Origin of the sequence: Microbacterium kribbense, from assembly GCF_039537285.1 — a bacterium.
Taxonomy (GTDB): domain Bacteria; phylum Actinomycetota; class Actinomycetes; order Actinomycetales; family Microbacteriaceae; genus Microbacterium; species Microbacterium kribbense.
This window is the reverse complement of the sequence record NZ_BAABAF010000001.1, coordinates 15,468-32,046: the sequence shown is the minus strand read 5'-3', so window position 1 is coordinate 32,046 and position 16,579 is coordinate 15,468. Positions and strand designations below refer to the sequence as shown.

General features: G+C 67.3%; 14 protein-coding genes. 8 read left to right on the top strand and 6 right to left on the bottom strand.

Features of this window, described 5'->3' with window-relative positions:
* Nucleotides 1-5: 5 nt before the first annotated feature.
* The 3 genes from ABD705_RS00135 to ABD705_RS00125 form a co-directional block, all read right to left on the bottom strand.
* Nucleotides 6-836 (bottom strand): ABC transporter permease, encoded by an 831-nt coding sequence (locus tag ABD705_RS00135; protein ID WP_344779294.1) that lies wholly within the window; start codon nucleotides 834-836, stop codon nucleotides 6-8.
* A 1-nt stretch (nucleotide 837) separates the two neighbouring features.
* Entirely contained in the window at nucleotides 838-1,911 is a 1,074-nt protein-coding gene (locus tag ABD705_RS00130) for an ABC transporter ATP-binding protein (RefSeq protein ID WP_344779293.1), read from the bottom strand.
* Between the two features lie 176 nt (nucleotides 1,912-2,087).
* Nucleotides 2,088-3,146 carry a glycosyltransferase family 4 protein gene (locus ABD705_RS00125; protein ID WP_344779292.1) on the bottom strand — a complete coding sequence of 353 codons (1,059 nt, stop codon included), beginning with the start codon at nucleotides 3,144-3,146 and terminating at the stop codon, nucleotides 2,088-2,090.
* Between the two features lie 64 nt (nucleotides 3,147-3,210).
* On the opposite strand from ABD705_RS00125, the gene ABD705_RS00120 reads away from it, so the two are divergent.
* From ABD705_RS00120 to ABD705_RS00110, 3 genes are read left to right on the top strand one after another with little or no spacing between them, the layout of a single operon-like run.
* A complete protein-coding gene (locus ABD705_RS00120; RefSeq protein WP_344779291.1) occupies nucleotides 3,211-4,365 on the top strand; it encodes a glycosyltransferase family 4 protein in 1,155 nt (384 codons plus the stop codon).
* Nucleotides 4,362-5,276 (top strand): glycosyltransferase, encoded by a 915-nt coding sequence (locus ABD705_RS00115; protein ID WP_344779290.1) that lies wholly within the window; start codon nucleotides 4,362-4,364, stop codon nucleotides 5,274-5,276. Before ABD705_RS00120 ends, ABD705_RS00115 begins: the two co-directional genes overlap by 4 nt.
* 26 nt (nucleotides 5,277-5,302) lie before the next feature.
* A complete protein-coding gene (locus tag ABD705_RS00110) occupies nucleotides 5,303-6,472 on the top strand; it encodes a glycosyltransferase family 4 protein (RefSeq protein WP_344779289.1) in 1,170 nt (389 codons plus the stop codon).
* Nucleotides 6,473-6,492: 20 nt separating this feature from the next.
* On the opposite strand, the gene ABD705_RS00105 is transcribed toward ABD705_RS00110, so the two are convergent.
* On the bottom strand, nucleotides 6,493-7,635 hold the full coding sequence (locus ABD705_RS00105; protein WP_344779288.1) for a glycosyltransferase family 4 protein: 1,143 nt from the start codon (nucleotides 7,633-7,635) through the stop codon (nucleotides 6,493-6,495).
* A gap of 62 nt (nucleotides 7,636-7,697) precedes the next feature.
* Between ABD705_RS00105 and ABD705_RS00100 the strand changes: the two genes are divergently transcribed.
* From ABD705_RS00100 to ABD705_RS00080, 5 genes are all read left to right on the top strand, one after another.
* Nucleotides 7,698-9,026 carry an O-antigen ligase family protein gene (locus ABD705_RS00100; RefSeq protein WP_344779287.1) on the top strand — a complete coding sequence of 443 codons (1,329 nt, stop codon included), beginning with the start codon at nucleotides 7,698-7,700 and terminating at the stop codon, nucleotides 9,024-9,026.
* Nucleotides 8,909-10,051: a glycosyltransferase family 4 protein gene (locus tag ABD705_RS00095; protein WP_344779286.1), complete on the top strand. Its 1,143-nt coding sequence runs from the start codon at nucleotides 8,909-8,911 to the stop codon at nucleotides 10,049-10,051. Before ABD705_RS00100 ends, ABD705_RS00095 begins: the two co-directional genes overlap by 118 nt.
* A gap of 8 nt (nucleotides 10,052-10,059) precedes the next feature.
* On the top strand, nucleotides 10,060-11,190 hold the full coding sequence (locus tag ABD705_RS00090; protein ID WP_344779285.1) for a glycosyltransferase: 1,131 nt from the start codon (nucleotides 10,060-10,062) through the stop codon (nucleotides 11,188-11,190).
* Nucleotides 11,191-11,260: 70 nt separating this feature from the next.
* Nucleotides 11,261-12,937 (top strand): polysaccharide biosynthesis tyrosine autokinase, encoded by a 1,677-nt coding sequence (locus tag ABD705_RS00085; RefSeq protein WP_344779284.1) that lies wholly within the window; start codon nucleotides 11,261-11,263, stop codon nucleotides 12,935-12,937.
* Between the two features lies 1 nt (nucleotide 12,938).
* The gene (locus tag ABD705_RS00080) at nucleotides 12,939-13,496 is read left to right on the top strand and encodes an arsenate reductase/protein-tyrosine-phosphatase family protein (RefSeq protein ID WP_344779283.1); all 558 of its coding nucleotides are present in this window, start codon (nucleotides 12,939-12,941) and stop codon (nucleotides 13,494-13,496) included.
* A 120-nt stretch (nucleotides 13,497-13,616) separates the two neighbouring features.
* On the opposite strand, the gene ABD705_RS00075 is transcribed toward ABD705_RS00080, so the two are convergent.
* Together ABD705_RS00075 and ABD705_RS00070 are read right to left on the bottom strand one after the other, a co-directional pair.
* Nucleotides 13,617-15,131 carry a sugar transferase gene (locus ABD705_RS00075; RefSeq protein ID WP_344779282.1) on the bottom strand — a complete coding sequence of 505 codons (1,515 nt, stop codon included), beginning with the start codon at nucleotides 15,129-15,131 and terminating at the stop codon, nucleotides 13,617-13,619.
* A gap of 264 nt (nucleotides 15,132-15,395) precedes the next feature.
* Entirely contained in the window at nucleotides 15,396-16,571 is a 1,176-nt protein-coding gene (locus tag ABD705_RS00070; RefSeq protein ID WP_344779281.1) for a glycosyltransferase family 4 protein, read from the bottom strand.
* Between the last annotated feature and the right edge of the window lie 8 nt (nucleotides 16,572-16,579).

The following is a 16,579-nucleotide window of genomic DNA, read 5'->3' as shown; positions in this document are numbered from 1 at the left end:
GCGCATCAGATGTAGTCCGCGAACTCGCGCTCGTTCTTCTGGAAGACCAGCATCCCGAACAAGAAGACAAGAGGTGCCGCCACCACGATCGCGATGATCTGCCAGGCAGGTGGCATGGGCGTGCCCAGGGTCGACCACCGGAACGCTTCCAGGAACCAGGTCACCGGATTGATCTCGAAAAGCCACCGCAGGCTCTGGGGGACCGCCGACAGTGCATATGCGAGCGGGCTCGCGTACATCAGCACCTGCAGGACCCACGGGAGCACGTAGCCGACATCCCGATACTTCACCAGGTAGGCCGCGGCCATAAGGCCGAAGCCGAGCCCGAGCATCAGGATGAGGACCATCCAGACCGGAACCAGGAGCATGGCCCACCCCGGGTTGAGCCCGAAGACGAAGAGCAGGATGACCAAGAGCACGAACCCGACGAGGAAGTCCACGGCAATCGAAGCGAGGCTCGAGATGGGCACGAGCAGTCGCGGGAAGAAGACCTTCTGCACCAGAGACTGGTTGCTGACCATCGATGATGACGCTCGCCCCAGCGCCCCATTGAACAGATTCCACGCGAGCATTGCGGAGAGTGTGAACACGAAAGTGGGCACGCCGCCCGTGGACAACCCGGCGATCACTCCGAAGACGATCGTGAAGATGCCGGCAGTGACCAGCGGCTGGAGGATGACCCAGCTGAAGCCGAAGATCGTCTGGCGATACCGGACGATGATGTCGCGCTGGGCCAGACGGACGGCTACTTCGCGCGCGCGCCAGAGTTCCCCCCACTGCGGCAGGTTGAGCCGACCCGGAGGGGTGATGACGGTGTGCTCTATCTCATGTTCCATGTCACACCCCCTCATAATCGAAGTTGACGAACACGAGACCCTTTTCGGTCCCTGACGACTCGGTGAACTCCGGATAGGGCAGATCGGGTAGGACCTCGAATCGCCATGCGCCCTCCCACGCGTCCAGCACGCCGGCCTGGCACACGTACACGTCGACGGTGTACTGACCGGGCTTCAGCCACAGGTCGCGGATGATCAGTCGGCCCGACTGCACTTCGGCGGGATCGAACCACTTGCCGACCAGGCGCGAGTCGCACTGCGCGATGACGGAACCCTGGTCATTGTTGATGTGCGCAGAGACGAAATAAGTGCCGATCAGATTCTTCGATGCCGGGGCGGTGAAGTCGATGACGACGTCCTCGCCGGACTTGACGAACTCGTCGTCCATTGACACCGTCTCGAGGCGTAGCCGGCCGTTGCCCGCTCGGTTCGACGGGTCGCCCTGCGTGAGAGCGAAGCTTTCGAAGCTGTTCCGATACGCCTCGAGGGTCCCGTCCACCGTGCCCGTGTAGACCAGGTGGCCGCGGTCCAGGAGCATCGCCGACGTGCACAGTGCCTGCACCGTCTGCAGCTGATGGCTGACATAGAGCACGGTGCGGCCGCCCTGGGCGGCCTCGCGCATCTTCGCGAGCGAGCGGCGCTGGAACTCCGCATCGCCGACGGCGAGCACCTCGTCGATGGCGAGGATCTCGGTGTCCAGGTGTGCGGCGACCGAGAACGCCAGCCGTACATACATGCCGGACGAATAGCGCTTGACGGGCGTCGCGAGGAATTTCTCGATACCGGAGAATGCGACGATCTCGTCGTACCGACGGCGGATCTCGCCGCGCGTCATCCCCAGGATCGCTCCGTTGAGGTAGATGTTCTCCTGCCCGGTCAGCTCCGGATGGAAACCGGTCCCGACTTCCAGAAGCGAGCCGAGCCGACCGTTCAGCTCGATGCGCCCGCGCGAGGGAGCGGTCACCCGGGTCAGAAGCTTGAGCAGCGTCGACTTTCCTGCGCCGTTGCGCCCCACGATGCCGACGGCCTCGCCACGGGGCACCTCGAAGGTCACGTCGTCGAGGGCATCGAACATGGTGTAGCGCTGGCGCCCGGTGTTTCGCAGCCACTGCACCGCGGCCGCGGCAGCCGTCGACTGCCTCTCCCCTGCCGCCCCTAGTCGGTACGTCTTCCCCAGACCCGACACGGAGACAGCGGGACCATCCACTTGACCCATGTTGACGAATCTATCGGATGCGCGGGTGGCTGGCCTCATCGGCCTTCCGCGGCTGCCGCCCTCCAGACCTCGGCATGCGCGGCCGCACTGCGCTCCCACGTGAACTTCACGGCGCGCGCGCGACCACGGCTCACCTGCTGATTGATCACGCTGTCGCCGGTCAGCGCCCAGACCACGCCTTCGGCGATGCCGTCGGGAGTCGGGTCGACCAGCGTCCCCCCGTCCTGGATGACTTCAGGCAGCGAACTGGTCCGTGCCGCCACGACCGGGGTACCTACTGCCATCGCCTCCAATGCGGGCAGGCCGAACCCTTCATAGAGCGATGGCACTACGACGACCGATGCCGCGGCGGCCAGACCGGGGATGAGATCGGCGGCAAGACGACCGACCAGGACGGTGCGCGGCAGGCGCGCGAACAGGTCGGTGCGGCGGGGGTGATCCGGGCCGCAGAGCACGAGGCTGACGTCAGGGCGCGCGTGTGAGATCGTCTTCCATGCTTCGGCGAGACCTTCCAGGTTCTTGCGCCTGCTGGCTCCGCCCATGTGCAAGACGAACGGACCGGTGATTCCCAGTCCGCGCAGGGATGCGTCGGGGAGTGCAGGTGCGTCGTAGAACCGGATATCGACGCCATTGGGGATGACCTGCACGTGAGGCGGCGCGAACAGCTCGGCGATGTCGTCGGCAGACGACTGCGACGGCGTGATCACGGCGGCCGCCCGGCGCAGCTCGGCCGCGACGAAGGGCTCGGGCCGGGATTCATCATCGAACCGCCAGGCGATGGTGTCGTGCACCGTGATGACCTCGGGCACATGCGCCGGTGGCATGCCCAGCCCCATCCGGTGCACGACGTCCGCGCCTCGGTACAGTGCGGCTCCGGCCATGCGGCGGATGCTGGTCGGTGCGCGAGCTGTCAGCCACGCCGGCAGTCGCACAGTGCCGGGGAGCTCGGAACGCAGCGATCGGGCGATGGTGCGGGTGACCTTCGCCGTGGGGCCCAGCACGGTCTGCGCACGGGCTATCAGCTCCTCCTCGTAGACCTGCTGCCCCATCGGAGTCGATGTCGCCGAGGTCGCGAATGCGATACTGAATGACACGTCGTCTCCTCATGCGATTCGGCGGCACCGTACCGTCTGTGAGACTCTATCGAGAGCGGGGGACATGGTCGACGTCGCACTGATCACCAGCTCCTATCTGCCGCACGTCGGGGGCGTTGAGGAGCACGTGCGGAACGTCGCTCGGCACCTGCTGCGACAGGGGCTGAGCGTCGTCGTATGGACTGTCGAGCACGGGGAGCGATCGCCGGACGTGGTCGATGGCATCACGGTGCGCACGTTGCCCTGCCCACTGCCCGCGCGCACCGCTACCTCGGTCATGTCCTTCGCGTGGCGTGGCCCGTTGGCTCTCGTGCGCTGGGCGAGCGCACTGCTGCGTGATAGGCCACGAGTGATGCATGTGCACTGTTTCGGCCCCAATGGGGTGTGGGCGCTGGGAGCAGCGCAGGGGCGGCGGCTCGTCATCACCAGTCATGGTGAGACCCGCGGCGATGCGCACGATGCGTTCGGCACCTCTGCGCTGCTGCGCACCGCGCTGCGGAAGGCGCTGCGACGGGCAGATGCCGTGACCGGCGTTTCGGCGTCGGTGCTCGACGATCTCCACGCGCGATTCGCGCTGGCGAGTGGACGGGCGACGGTCATCGGGAACGGAGTCGACTTGACCGAGCGCGCAGGGGCGATGCCGCCCGCACTGCCGGCCCGGTACGTGCTCGGCATCGGCCGCCTTGTGCACACGAAGGGCTTCGACCTGCTGCTGCGGGCGTTCGCACGCGCCGGGCTGCCGCCGGATGTGGGGATCGTGCTGGCCGGGGACGGGCCCGAGCGTGCGTCGTTGACTGCCCTGGCAGCCGCGGAGGGCGTCGCCGGCCGGGTCGTGTTCACCGGGCGACTGGACCGTGGCGAGATCGTCGCGGTGGCCTCGGGTGCGCTGGCGCTCGCGGTGCCCAGTCGGGTGGAGGCGTTCGGGATCGTCGTGCTGGAAGGATGGCGGGCCGGGATCCCCGTGATCGCCGGTGCCGGCGAGGGCCCTGCAGAATTGATCCGCGACGGCGTCGACGGCATCGTGGTCGATGCATCGGACAGTGGTGCTTTCGCTGCCGTGCTGACCCAAGTGGTCGCGGACCCGGACGGCATGCGCGCGCTGGCGGCGGCCGGGGCCGCGCGGTGCCGGGCATACTCCTGGGAGAACGTCGCGGCGGCGTATCGCGCCGTCTATGCGACGCTCGGCGTTCGGGCCGAGGTGGATAGCATCAGCGCATGACCTCTGCACCTCCCCTGGTCAGTGTCGTCGTGGCGACGAACCGGTCCGGCCCCTTCCTTCGGGAGGCCTTGGACTCGGTGATCGCCCAGACGTATCCGGCCGTCGAACTGATCATCGTCGACGACGCGTCACCCGTCGCAGACGAGATCGCCGGCCTCGCCGCGCACGCCGGCGCGACACTCCGGCGGCTGTCGCCGTCCGGTCCGAGCGTGGCCCGCAACTCAGGTGTCGCGCGTGCCACAGGCGAGCTCCTCGCCTTCCTCGACGACGACGATCGATGGGATCGGGACCGGCTGGCCATGGCAGTGGACGCGCTGCGCGCGGAGCCGTCGGCCGTGCTCGCCTATTGCGGAATGCGCACGATCGACGCAGCCGGCCACACCCTCGTCGAAGCCGACCAGACGGCGGTGCACGGCCGGTTCGACGTCGCGCGGCGCGCCACGGGCATCATCCTGCCCAACATCGTCGTGCGTGCCGAAGCGTTCAGGACGGTCGGCGGATTCCACTCGCGCATCCGGTTCGCGGAGGACCTCGACCTGATCCTTCGCCTGGCCGAATGCGGGCCGTTCGCGTTCGTCCCGCGGACGCTTGTCGACTACCGCGCGCATGCCGGGAACACCACTCGGCGGCACCGCGTCGTGTTCGCCGGAATCGGACAAGTTCTCGCACTGCACCGCTGGGCAGCGCTCGAGCGTGGTGATCGGGCACTGGTCGACGCGCTCGATGAGAGCCGACTCAAGAACGACCGCTATGCGTGGTGGAGTGCGTGGCGTGCCGTGCAGGCGCTGCCCGGCCGGCGCAGGGCGGCGGCCGCGATATCAGAGCTGTGGTGGGCGCTGCGTGTCGCCCCGCGGGGGCTCAGCGGCCTGGGGCGTTCACTCGGCCGCGCGATGAATCGGCCCAAGCCGTGACGGGGCCCGCAAGCGATGGGCCGAGGGTGCCATTCGATGCTCTCCCCGTCTACCACGTCATCACGCCGGGCGACCATTTCTCACCACGCACCGGCTCCGCCATCCCCACCGTTGTGGACGGTCTCGCCCGTGCTGCGCGCGCCGCGGGCGACAGTGCCCGCTACCCGCAGCGGGTCGTTGTGCAGGAAGACACCTATCAGCCGCGATACGACTCGGCCGACCCGGTCGCCTACCCTGGTGTTTCCGCGCCGGGTATGCGTAGGCGACTGGCCGACGTGGCGCTGGGGCGCCTCGGCCTGCCCCGTTCGGGGGTCCGGGCATACTTCCGCCCGGCGGCCGACGTGATACGCGACCGCGCGCCGGGGATCGTGCTGGCACACAATGCTCCCGCCCTCGTGCCCTTGGTGCGAGACCAGGCGCATCGCGTCGTCCTCTATGCGCACAACGACATCCTGCGCAGCTACTCGCGGCGCGAGGCGGCGCGGGCGCTCGGCGGTGTCGCAGCGGTCATCTGCGTGAGCGACGACCTCGCCGCCCAAGTCCGCGAACAGGTGCCGCTATCGATGCGCGCGCGTGTGTGCACGGTGGTCAACGGCGTGGACACCGAGCAGTTCACCCCCGCGAGACAGCGGGCCGCCGGCCCCGTGCGGGTGATGTTCGTCGGACGGATGTCGGCGGACAAGGGCGCTGACATCCTGCTCGCCGCCGCCGCACAGGCGAAGCTGAGTGATACGGAGTACATCATCGTCGGCAGCCACGGCTTCGACTCCACCGCCCCGCTGTCGCCGTATGAGCGTCGGCTGCGCGCGCTCGCCGAGTCGGTCGCCGGTGATGTGCGCTTCCAGCCATTTGTCGGTCGTGACCGGATGCCGCAGCTGCTGCGCGAGGCTGACATCCTCGTCGTGCCCTCGCGATGGCGGGAACCGCTGACCCTGACCGTCGGCGAAGGGCTCGCCACGGGGCTGCCGGTGGTGGCCGCTCGCCGCGGTGGCATCCCACAGGCACTCGGCGACGCCGGCATGCTCTTCGAACCGGACCGGCCGGCGGAGCTGGCCGAAGTGCTGACGCGGCTCGCGGACGATGTCGGGTTGCGCGCCGAACTGGGTGCGGCGGCACGCTCCCGAGCGCTCGCCCATGACTGGGGGTGGGCGTGGGGCGCACTCCGCGACGTGCTTGACGAGGTCGGCGGCCTCTGACTCCACTCAGGCGGGCAGCATCAGCGCCCAGGTCGTGCCGTCCGCTCGGCCAGCACCTCCTCGTATACTTCCCGGGTTCGCCGAGCCACGGCATCCCACGTGTAACCGGCGACGGCGTGCCGCGCTGCGTCTGCCATGCGGCCCCGCAGTTCGGCGCTGTCCACCAGCGGACGCAGCGTGCGCGCGATCGACGCCGAGTCCCGTTCGATGAACATTCCGTTCTGGCCCTCGACGACGAAGTCCTCGGTGCCGTTGACACGCGTCGTGACCAGCGGCAGCCCTGCCGCCGCAGCCTCGAGCGTGACCAGCGCGAACGCCTCGTAAAGGGTGGGAAAGACGAAGATGTCGCCGCCGGTGAAATAGTCCTCCACGTGCGACGAGTGGCCCGCGAAGATGACGCGGCTGCCTACGCCGAGCCGCTTTGCCAGCGCCTGATACGGGGCCCGGTCGTCGCCGCCGATGACGAGGGCCTTCGCATGGGGGGGTAGGTGCGGCAGAGCCGAGATGAGCGGCGCCAGGCCCTTTCGGCGAAACTCCTTGCCCACCCACAGCAGCACGACGTCATCGCGATCGATGCCATGCTGTGCGCGCACACGTGCACGGCGTGCGGCGGCGTCTGCGGGCTGGAAGCGGGCGATGTCCACGGCGTTCGGGATGACCCGGATTCGGTCGGCGGGGACGTCGTAATGCGCGGTGACTTCACGGCCGACGCCGCCGGAGACCGCGATCACCCGAGAGTACGCGCCGGGACGGTAGTTCAGACGCTCCATGTGCAACACGACGCGGTGGTGCGGGTTCAGCAGCGCCCGGGCCTTCTCGCCGTGGGCGAGCTTCATCTTCCACCATGCCCGGTGGCAGCTGTGCGCGGTGATCACATCCTGCTGCCGCAGCGCGCATCCCCCCTGATTGTGGAGAATATCGAACCCGTGATCCCGCAGCGCCCGGGTTGCGCGGCCCGGGTACACGCCAGGGATGAGGAAGCCGGGCACGCGAGGCATGGTGACGCGCTGCCAGGACAGCGGCTGCTCCGGTGCGGGGTCGACGTCCTCGGCGAGCAGCGTGACGTCTTCGCCCTGCGCGGACAGCTGACGGGCGAGTTCGTAGGATGCGCGCTCGATGCCGCCCTGCTGATTGAACCGGTAGGCCGACATCCCGATGCGCATGACGCCATGCTAGGGCAGGGTGCCGACCCGCGGAGCCGCGCAGAATCCGTAGACTGACCCGTGTGTGGGGATGGGTGGCGGACGCCGCCACGCGGGGATGGGCGCGCGCGCTGACGGCTGTGGTCGTGGTCGCTGTCGCGGCGATCGTCGGCGTGCTCAGTGCAGGGAGCCCCGACACCGCACTGTTGGTCGCGTTCGGCGTCTTCACAATCGGCGTGCTGGTCGTCGACCCGACGCTTCTGCCGGTGTTCGCACTTCCGGCGACATTGCTCATGGCGCGGGTCGGTGGTCTGCTGAGCATCTCAGACGTCGTGCTCGCCGGCGCCACGATCCTGGCAATCATCCTGGTGCGGGGCGGCGAGATGCGGTCGATGGCGCCACTGTTCTGGGGCGGTGCGGCGTATCTGGCTGCCGCGTTGCCGACCACGATCCTCAATCCCTACTCACAGAACATCATCGAATGGGTTCATGAGGCCGTGCTCGTCCTGGGCAGTCTCGCCGTCGGATTCGCCGTCGGCAGACTGGGCCGGGCGCGCCTGGCGACGCAGCTCTACATCCTCGGTTGCGTGGGCGTCGCGATCGTCACCATCATCACCGGGATGGGTCTGCTGGCGCAGACCGGAAGCTTCGGCCCCGTGTATCTGCCCGAACTGCACAAGAATCTGATTGGAAGCGCACTGGCCGGAGGGATCGTGATTCTCTACGGTCGGCCGAAGTGGTACTCGATTGCACCAGTGTGGGCCTGGAGTGCGATCGTCCTGTGCGGCGTCGGGGTGCTCGCTTCGCAGTCCCGGCAGGCGATGATCGGTCTCGCTGCGGGTCTTGTGGTCGTCGCGATGCGGCGCAACCCCGAAACCGGACGGTTCCCGAAGCTGCCGTGGCTGGCCGCGATTCCCATCGCCATCGGCGTGCTGCAACTCGTCGGTGATCAGCTCGCATCCGACGACCGATTCAACTCCGCTTATCAGCGCCTGGACTGGTACGACCAGTCCATCGCGATCTGGCAGAACTCGCCCTGGTTCGGCGTGGGGCTGCGCTGGTGGTACACCGGAAGATTCGGCGGGGGGTTCCAGCCCCCGAACGCCGAGCTCGAGGTGCTCTCTTCTGTGGGTGTGGTCGGGCTCATCGGCTTCGCCATCATGTTCGTCGTGGGGATCATCACGCTATGGCGGATCGACCCCGCATACGGCACCGTCGGGGCGGCGGTCGTGATCTCGCGTATCGTTCAGGCGCAATTCGACCTGTACTGGGTGGCAGGCCAGTCTTCTTGGCTGTGGATCATCGCCGGCCTGTGCATCGGGGCGCTGGAGCACGACCGCGCGCGGGCGCGGGCAGATGCGCAGGGAATGGGATCGGGCACCCCTGTGTACCTTCGACGAAGTGGGGTGTGATCATTCATATTGTGCATGTTGTGTGCTCCGACGGATTCGCAGGCGTCGAGCGCTATATAGCCACGACAGCACGGGGGCTGTGCGAGCAGGGGCTGCGGGTCACAGTGATCGGCGGAGCGGCAGGCGACATGCGACGCCAGCTCGACGGACTGGATGTGACGGTCCTGCCCGGTGACTCGATCATCCAGGCGTGGCGCTCTCTGCGCGGCGTCGATCGGCCGGACGTCGTCAATACGCATATGACCGAAGCGGATCTGGTCGGCGCGGTGTATCGGCGGCGCGCACGTCGGGTGGCGCACATCAGCACCCGGCACTTCGGTGCACCGCGCGGCAGTTCCCTGCCGTCCCGCGCCGCCGCAGGCTTCGTTCGGCGCGGGCTGCGGGCACAGATCGCCATCTCCCGTTTCGTTGCACGATCCATCGATGGTGCGAGCGATGTCGTCCATACTGGGGTCGAGAATTCCGCAATGCCGCCGCGTCGGGAACGCGAACCGGTGGCGCTGGTCGCACAGCGGCTCGAGCCCGAGAAGCATACGGCGCTCGCTGTGCGGGCCTGGGCAGCATCGGGTGCCGCAGCCACCGGATGGCGACTGGACATTGCCGGTGCCGGTTCGCAACGCCGAAGCCTCGAGCAGCTCAGCGCCGAGCTGAACGTCACCGATTCGGTGCGCTTCCTCGGGCTGTGCACGGATCTGGATCAGCGCATGGCACGCGCGGGAGTTCTCATCGCACCCACACCCCGGGAGGGGCTGGGTCTTTCGGTTCTGGAGGCGATGGCGCACGCACTCCCAGTGGTAGCGGCGCGCAGTGGAGGGCATCTGGAGACAGTGGGGGCGGTACCGGGGGCGGCGCTGTTCGAACCGGATGATGCCGTTGCCGCCGCTTTGCAGATCAATCGGCTCATTAGCGACCCCGGGTTGCGCGACGCGTACGGCGCCCAGCTGCAGCAGGCACAGCGCGAGCAGTTCAGCATCGCCGCTCAGATCGATCGCACGATCGCGATCTACCGGCGCGTGGTCGAATGAGGCATCTCGTGGTGTTCTCACTCGAACCGTGGGACGGGGTCTGGCGACGCAACCAATATCTGGTGGACGGGCTGCTCCGCGCCGACGATTCACTGCGGGTGCTGTTCATCGAACCGGGGCGTGATGTGGTGAATGACGCTCTGAACGGACGACGTCCGCGAACCGGCGCGGGGTTGCGAACGGTTCCCGGGTACGACGCTCGACTGACACTGTTCCAGCCGACAAAGTGGATGCCGCGGGTGGCGGGGCCGTTTGCTGATGGGATGCTGCGTGCCGGTGTGCGACGCGCCATGCGTCGCACCGGTGTGCGCCAGCCGGTGCTGTGGATCAATGATCCGAATTGGGCGAGTCTGGTCGAGCCGTCGGGTGCACCGGCGCTGTATGACATGACCGATGACTGGATCGCCGCAGAACGACCGCATCGCGAGCACGATCGGCTGGTCGCCAACGAGCGTCGGCTGCTCGAGCGCTGCGCGGCAGTCGTGGTGTGCTCGTCTGCGTTGCTTCAGTCACGGCGCGGTGCGCGACCCGATGCAGTGCTGGTCCCCAATGCAGTCGACGTCGCCAGATACCGGACACCGGCGGATCGCCCTGCCGATGCGTCGCGGCGTCGCTATGCCGTCTACGTCGGGACATTGCACGAAGACCGCCTCGACGTGGATCTGGTGGTGGACTGCGGCCGTCGATTGGCCCAGTTCGGAGCCGAGGTTCTGCTGGTCGGACCTGACGCGCTGACCGCCGCGAACTCGCGCCGGCTGCGCACTGCGCCAGGCGTCAGCCTGCTCGGCGCACGCGAATACCTTGCGGTGCCGGCGTATCTGCAGCATGCGCACACGCTGATCGTCCCGCACGTCGTCACCGCCTTCACCGACAGCCTCGATCCGATCAAGCTGTATGAGTACCTTGCCGTCGGCCGCCCTATCGTGTCCACGCCGGTTGCGGGCTTTCGGGACTTTGACGGACGAGGCGGTGTCGAGATCGTCGCGGCCCCTGCCTTCGCCGATCGGCTTGCAGACGCGATGGCCAGGCCGGTGACCGATATGGCTCCCACCGAGGTACCAGACTGGTCGGTCCGGGTGGGTCAGATGGCGGCCGTCATCGACGCGATGTCTCATATTGCTCAGAGTCACAGCAGATGACCAGGAGCCATACCCGCCGGTCACGCTATCGTGATAGCCGTACTGTGTCCAGACGAGTGACGGGGAATTCGTGACGCTTCTTGAGGTGATGGAGGCGCTGTGGCGCCGCAAATGGATCATCATCGGAGCGGTGGCGGTGGCTGCCGTCATAGGGGTTCTCTATCTCGGTCGACTCACCCCCGACTACAAATCGACCGCTACGACGCGGATCAGCCCGGTCATGTCGCAGGGCGTTTCGACCGGAGTGCTGGCCGGCGTCCCGGTTGACGTCGACCCCTCGATCATCAGCAGTTCGCGGATTCTGGCACCTTCCGCGACGGCGCTCGGCGTAGCGGAGAGCTCGTTGGAGGGCAGCATCACCGCCGATGTCGGGCAGTCTCAGCTGAGCTCGACAGTCACGCTGACCGTGGTCGTGACAGCGCATGCGCCGACGCCGATACAGGCGCAGCGCCAGGCAAAGGCGGTCGTGTCAGTCTATTCAGCGACGCTTGATGACGTTGTCGCCACTACCCTGAAGACGCTCCAGGCCCGCAAGGCCGACGCTGAGAAGCAAGCTACGGCGTACTCGACCCAGCTGGCGAGGAGTCCGGGCGATGCCGTCATACAGGCGAACCTGGGAGACGCCGTCTCGACGATCAGCGCTCTCAACTCCGCCATCTCGTCCCTACAATTGGCAGGGCCCTCTGCCACCGTCATCTCGAGTGCTTCCCCGGGCGCATCGACGAACCCGAGCACCCTCGTTGTGGTCGGGTTCGCGTTGCTTTGCGGTCTGCTCGCCGGAATCGGCATCGCCCTCGTCCGGGATCGATTCGATGACCGCTTGCATGATCCCGCCGGGCTCAGCAAGATCAGCGGCGTGCCGACGCTGATCGCGCTGCCCAACGATCGCCGGGTGAAGCGGCACGTTGTACGACTGCCCGCGGCCGATATACGCCGCACGGCACTCAGCGAAGCGATCCGCTCGTTGCGCACGAGCATTCAAGTTCTCCTGCCCTCGGGCAAGGGTGTTGTCGCGATCACCAGCGTGGAGCCGGGGGACGGAAAGACCTTCGTATCGTCGAACCTCGCTGTGTCGTGGGCGCGAGCGGGACGCACCGTAATCCTGGTCGGTGGTGATCTGAGACGTCCGGAGTTGGACCTGTACTTCCCGGGTGCCATGCGCGGTGAGGGCCTGGCGGGGCTGCTCACCGCTGCCACAGATGGTGAACGGATCGACCACGAGCGAGTCGAGGCGGCGCTGCAGCCGACTGCCCATCATGGCTTGCGTACGCTGCCCCCCGGCCACAGCGTCGATGAGCCTGCCGATCTGCTGGCCGAGCGGGCGTTGGCCGGCATCGTCCGCACGCTCGCCGACCAGGCGGATATCGTGGTCATCGACACGCCACCTGCTCTCGCCCTCGCGGACGCATCGGTCTTGGGCGCGCAGGCGGACGGTGTCGTCCTTCTCGCGCTGATCGGAAGGTCGCGCCGTGCTCTGATCGCTGAAGCCGGCGCAGCACTGGCCTCGAACGGTGCGGTCTTGCTCGGAACTGTCGCTAATCGCGAGAAGCGGGCGAGACTTCCTCGGTCGTACGGGTCCTATTACCTCACCTCCGAGTCCGCGGCTGCCCGCGAGTCGAGCGACGAGGGTGCCGATTCGGTGCGAAATACCGTGGCCGGAAATGCCGGCGAGCAACGGTCCGGTACGCCCGAAGCGGCAACCGCAGTCGATAGCCCGCTATCGCGCACTGCTGTGAACGACAACTGACGTGACAAGGGTCATTGATCGCATCATGTTCGTGTGCACGGCGAACGAGTGCCGCTCGCCCTTCGTCGAGGCATATGCGCGCCGCGCCGGTGAGGGGGCTCCGGTTCGATTCGAGTCTTCCGGCACTGAGGCCACCGGGCGTGCGGTCCCAGAGCAAGGTCTCGCGCTGGCGGCGGAGCATCGTCTCAGCGTGGCCCAGCACCGCAGCAGGCAGGTCGATGTTGCAATACTTGCCGACCAGGACCTGATCCTGCCGATGTCGCGGATACATGCCCGGGAACTGCTGCTGCTCGCGCCTGCCGTGGCGCCGCGGTTGTTCACGTTGAAACAGTTCGCCCGGTGGATTGCACAACACCCACGCCCACCGCGCTCACATCTCGGATCATGGCTGGATGCTGCAGCCGCAGATCGCCCCCGCACCAACTTCGTGGGCGACGATCGGCTCGATGATGTTGCGGACCCCGTGGGGCGACCGATGCACTATTGGCGCAGGATGGCCGAGGACGTGGTACCCGCGATCGACGCGATCCTCGACGGACTCTACCAGTCGGGCCGCTGAGCGCTACCTCGCCTCCGACGGCGAGAGGTGGCCGACGACCTCATTGCAGTGCGGGGCGCGACGGGGAGGGGAAAGATTCGCGTCCGCGCGCACTTCCTTGATCCGGCTGGAGCGGGTGCGTCAGTACGACCCATTCGGGTGCACCACCGCAACGGCTGTGCGACAGATCAGCATGAGGTCGCCGGTCACCGACCAGTTCTCGACATACCGCAGGTCGAGACGTACACTATCCTCCCAGCTGAGGTCACTGCGGCCACTCACCTGCCATAGGCCGGTGATGCCAGGGCGGATATACAGCCGTCTGAACACATGCCCGTCGTATGTCGTGACCTCAGATGGCAACGGCGGGCGCGGCCCGACCAGACTCATGTCTCCCTTGATGACGTTCCAGAATTGCGGAAGCTCGTCGAGAGAATACTTGCGGAGGAACGCACCGACGCGAGTGATGCGCGGGTCGTCCTTCATCTTGAACAGGGGCCCCGCGCCTTCGTTGCTTGCCAGCAGGTCGGCCTTACGAGCTTCGGCGTCGACGCCCATCGACCGGAATTTCACCATCTCGAACGTCTGGCCGTCGCGCCCGACCCGCTCCTGGCGAAAGAACACGGCGCCCTCACTGTCGAGCTTGATCGCGAGGGCGATGAAGGGGGTGAGGAGGCCGATGCCCACGAGCGCGAGACTTCCGATCGTAATGTCCATCGCCCGCTTGATGGCATAGCGGGGTCCATCGAAGGTCGGGATCGTCACCTGCACGAGCGGCAGCCCTTCAACCGGTCGCAGCGACATGCGAGGGCCGGCGACGTCCATCAGAGGGCTTGACAGCACGAGTTCGGCCGCTGCGCCTTCGAGTTGCCAACTCAACTGCTTCAGATATTCGGGATCATCGGGAGTGCTCGCGACGATGACCGTGTCAGCGCCGAGTTGCTCGGCCACATGTGCGACGGTGTTCAAGGTGCCGACGGCGCGGAATGACTGGCCATCGACCGTGATCATCCGGGCGGTGTCGCCGTCCAGCGTCACACCGACGACGCGGTAGCCCGTGATTCCCACGACACGTGCAGAGCGCGCCACGTATTCGACATCGCTGCGCCGTCCAACGACGAGAGCCCGTGGGATGCACTCCCCGATCTGCCGTTGACGGACCAGCCAACGGCGCCACCCCCACCGGGCGAGGAGTATGGCCGGGATGCCGACAGGCAGTCCGACCATCAGCTGCGTGCGGATGCCCTGTGACTGAATGAGCACGAACCCGATCGCCAGCAATCCGAATGCCAAACCACTTGCGTGGAGCACGCGGCGGTATTCGACGGTGCCGTGCCCGATGATCTGCTGGGCACGAGTCTGGAAGAGTGCGAGCAGGAGCAACCAGATCGCCATCGTGATGATGTGAACTCGCAGATATGGCACGGGGGCCTCGAGGGGGTCGACCCCCGCCACTCCGAGCATCTGCACGAGCGCAGCGATGCCCGATACGACCAGCACGACCGCAACATCAGTGAGCAGGAGGTTTCTGCGATATCGTCGTTGCCACTTCTGTCGCCGCTCAAGAGCCGCAGTTGCACGCGGCGTCACGACCGGTCGAGGCACGACCAGAGTCAACCGTGGCGCAGCGATCGGCGGCGCCAGGACCCGGTCCATGACCGACCTGATCGGCGATGCGGCTGAATTGGCCGTACGCAACTGCGGCGCACCTACGCCAACAGCCTCCCCCACAGAGGCGCGCAACATATCTAGTCCCCAATGTTCCCCAGTTGCGACGCGAACGCCGCACATTTACCTCCCTCGACCCGCACTCCCACTCCCCAGCGGTGGCGCGGATTCCCGTCTTCGGGAGGTTCGGTCCCACTGTATCCCGTTGACTCCGGCAAGGGAAGGGCAATTGCAGACGTGTCGCCGGCTGGGTCAGCGCAGCGCGTGCGCCCAGGCATCCTGCGCCCGCGCGGCGCTGATCGCGATGTCGAATCGCGCGCGCGCCATGGTCTGAGCGCGTGCGGCTGCATGCGCCGCGTCGACGGGGTGGGCGACCACCCACGCCATCGCTGCGGCCATCGCCGCCACGTCGCCCGGCGGAATGAGAAGCCCATACGGCGTGCGGGTCACGCCCTGGCCCGCCGCCTCGCCGGCGCCGTCGGGGTCGACTATCTCGGGCACTCCACCGGCTGCCGTCGCGATGACCGGGACGCCGGCGAGCATCCCCTCAATGACCACCTGCCCGAAGGGCTCCGGCACCGGCGAGGCGTGGATCAGTGCGGTCAGGCCGGCAAGTGCTGCGGCGGGATCGTCCACCCAGCCTGCGAACGTCACCCGCTCCTCGATTCCCAACAGCCGAGGCAGCGTACGCACTTCGTCAGCGAACACGTGATCGTTGAACATCGCGTCGCCGAGGATCTCGAACCGTGCATCAGGCATCGTGCGCGCGAGTTCAGCCGCCGCATGTACGAACTCGAGCTGGCCCTTCGTCGGCGCAATCCGGCCGAGAAGGCCGAAGGTCGGCGTCGCGGGCGAGCGCGGCGGGATGGGGGCCGTGTCCGGGACGGCCGGGTAGACCACGACAGTGCGCCCGGCAGGCATATTCGGGAGCGTGCGACCCGTGGCCTCCGAGTTCACGACCACCATTCGCGGGCCGACACGGGCCAGCAGTCGCAGGGCACGCACAAGCACACCGGGCAGGTAGTCCCGTGCAATACGGTCGTGCAGGTGCCACACCCAAGGGCGACCTGCCAATGGGGCGGCAAGCGCCGTGATCACGGCCGCCTTCAGACTGTTCGCCACCACGAGGTCGGCCCCTGCTCCACGGATCGCGGCGCTCAAGCGGGGAATGAGCATTGCCGTGCGTGCGGCATTCAGCAGCAGTGCGAGTGGCGATGCGGCGACGTCGGCGCGACCGGCCGTCGTGAGCGCGCGTGATGTGGGCAGCACGGCGGTGCGCACGGACGCCTCGCGTAGCCGCTGCACGAGAGGCCCGTCCTCGAGCAGTACAACGCTCGGTGTGAAGCGGACGCGGTCGATCTCCGCGAGCAGACGTGCGAGGGCGACTTCCCCACCGGCCAAGCCGGCCGTGTGGTCGATCGCAAGCACCCGAATGG

Bases quoted from the DNA above. Each gene is read 5' to 3' on its own strand.
- ABD705_RS00115 (WP_344779290.1), top strand. From the start codon at position 4,362: ATGACCTCTGCACCTCCCCTGGTCAGTGTCGTCGTGGCGACGAACCGG.
- ABD705_RS00075 (WP_344779282.1), bottom strand. From the start codon at position 15,131: ATGGACCGGGTCCTGGCGCCGCCGATCGCTGCGCCACGGTTGACTCTG.
- ABD705_RS00120 (WP_344779291.1), top strand. From the start codon at position 3,211: ATGGTCGACGTCGCACTGATCACCAGCTCCTATCTGCCGCACGTCGGG.
- ABD705_RS00135 (WP_344779294.1), bottom strand. From the start codon at position 836: ATGGAACATGAGATAGAGCACACCGTCATCACCCCTCCGGGTCGGCTC.
- ABD705_RS00105 (WP_344779288.1), bottom strand. From the start codon at position 7,635: ATGCGCATCGGGATGTCGGCCTACCGGTTCAATCAGCAGGGCGGCATC.
- ABD705_RS00130 (WP_344779293.1), bottom strand. From the start codon at position 1,911: ATGTTCGATGCCCTCGACGACGTGACCTTCGAGGTGCCCCGTGGCGAG.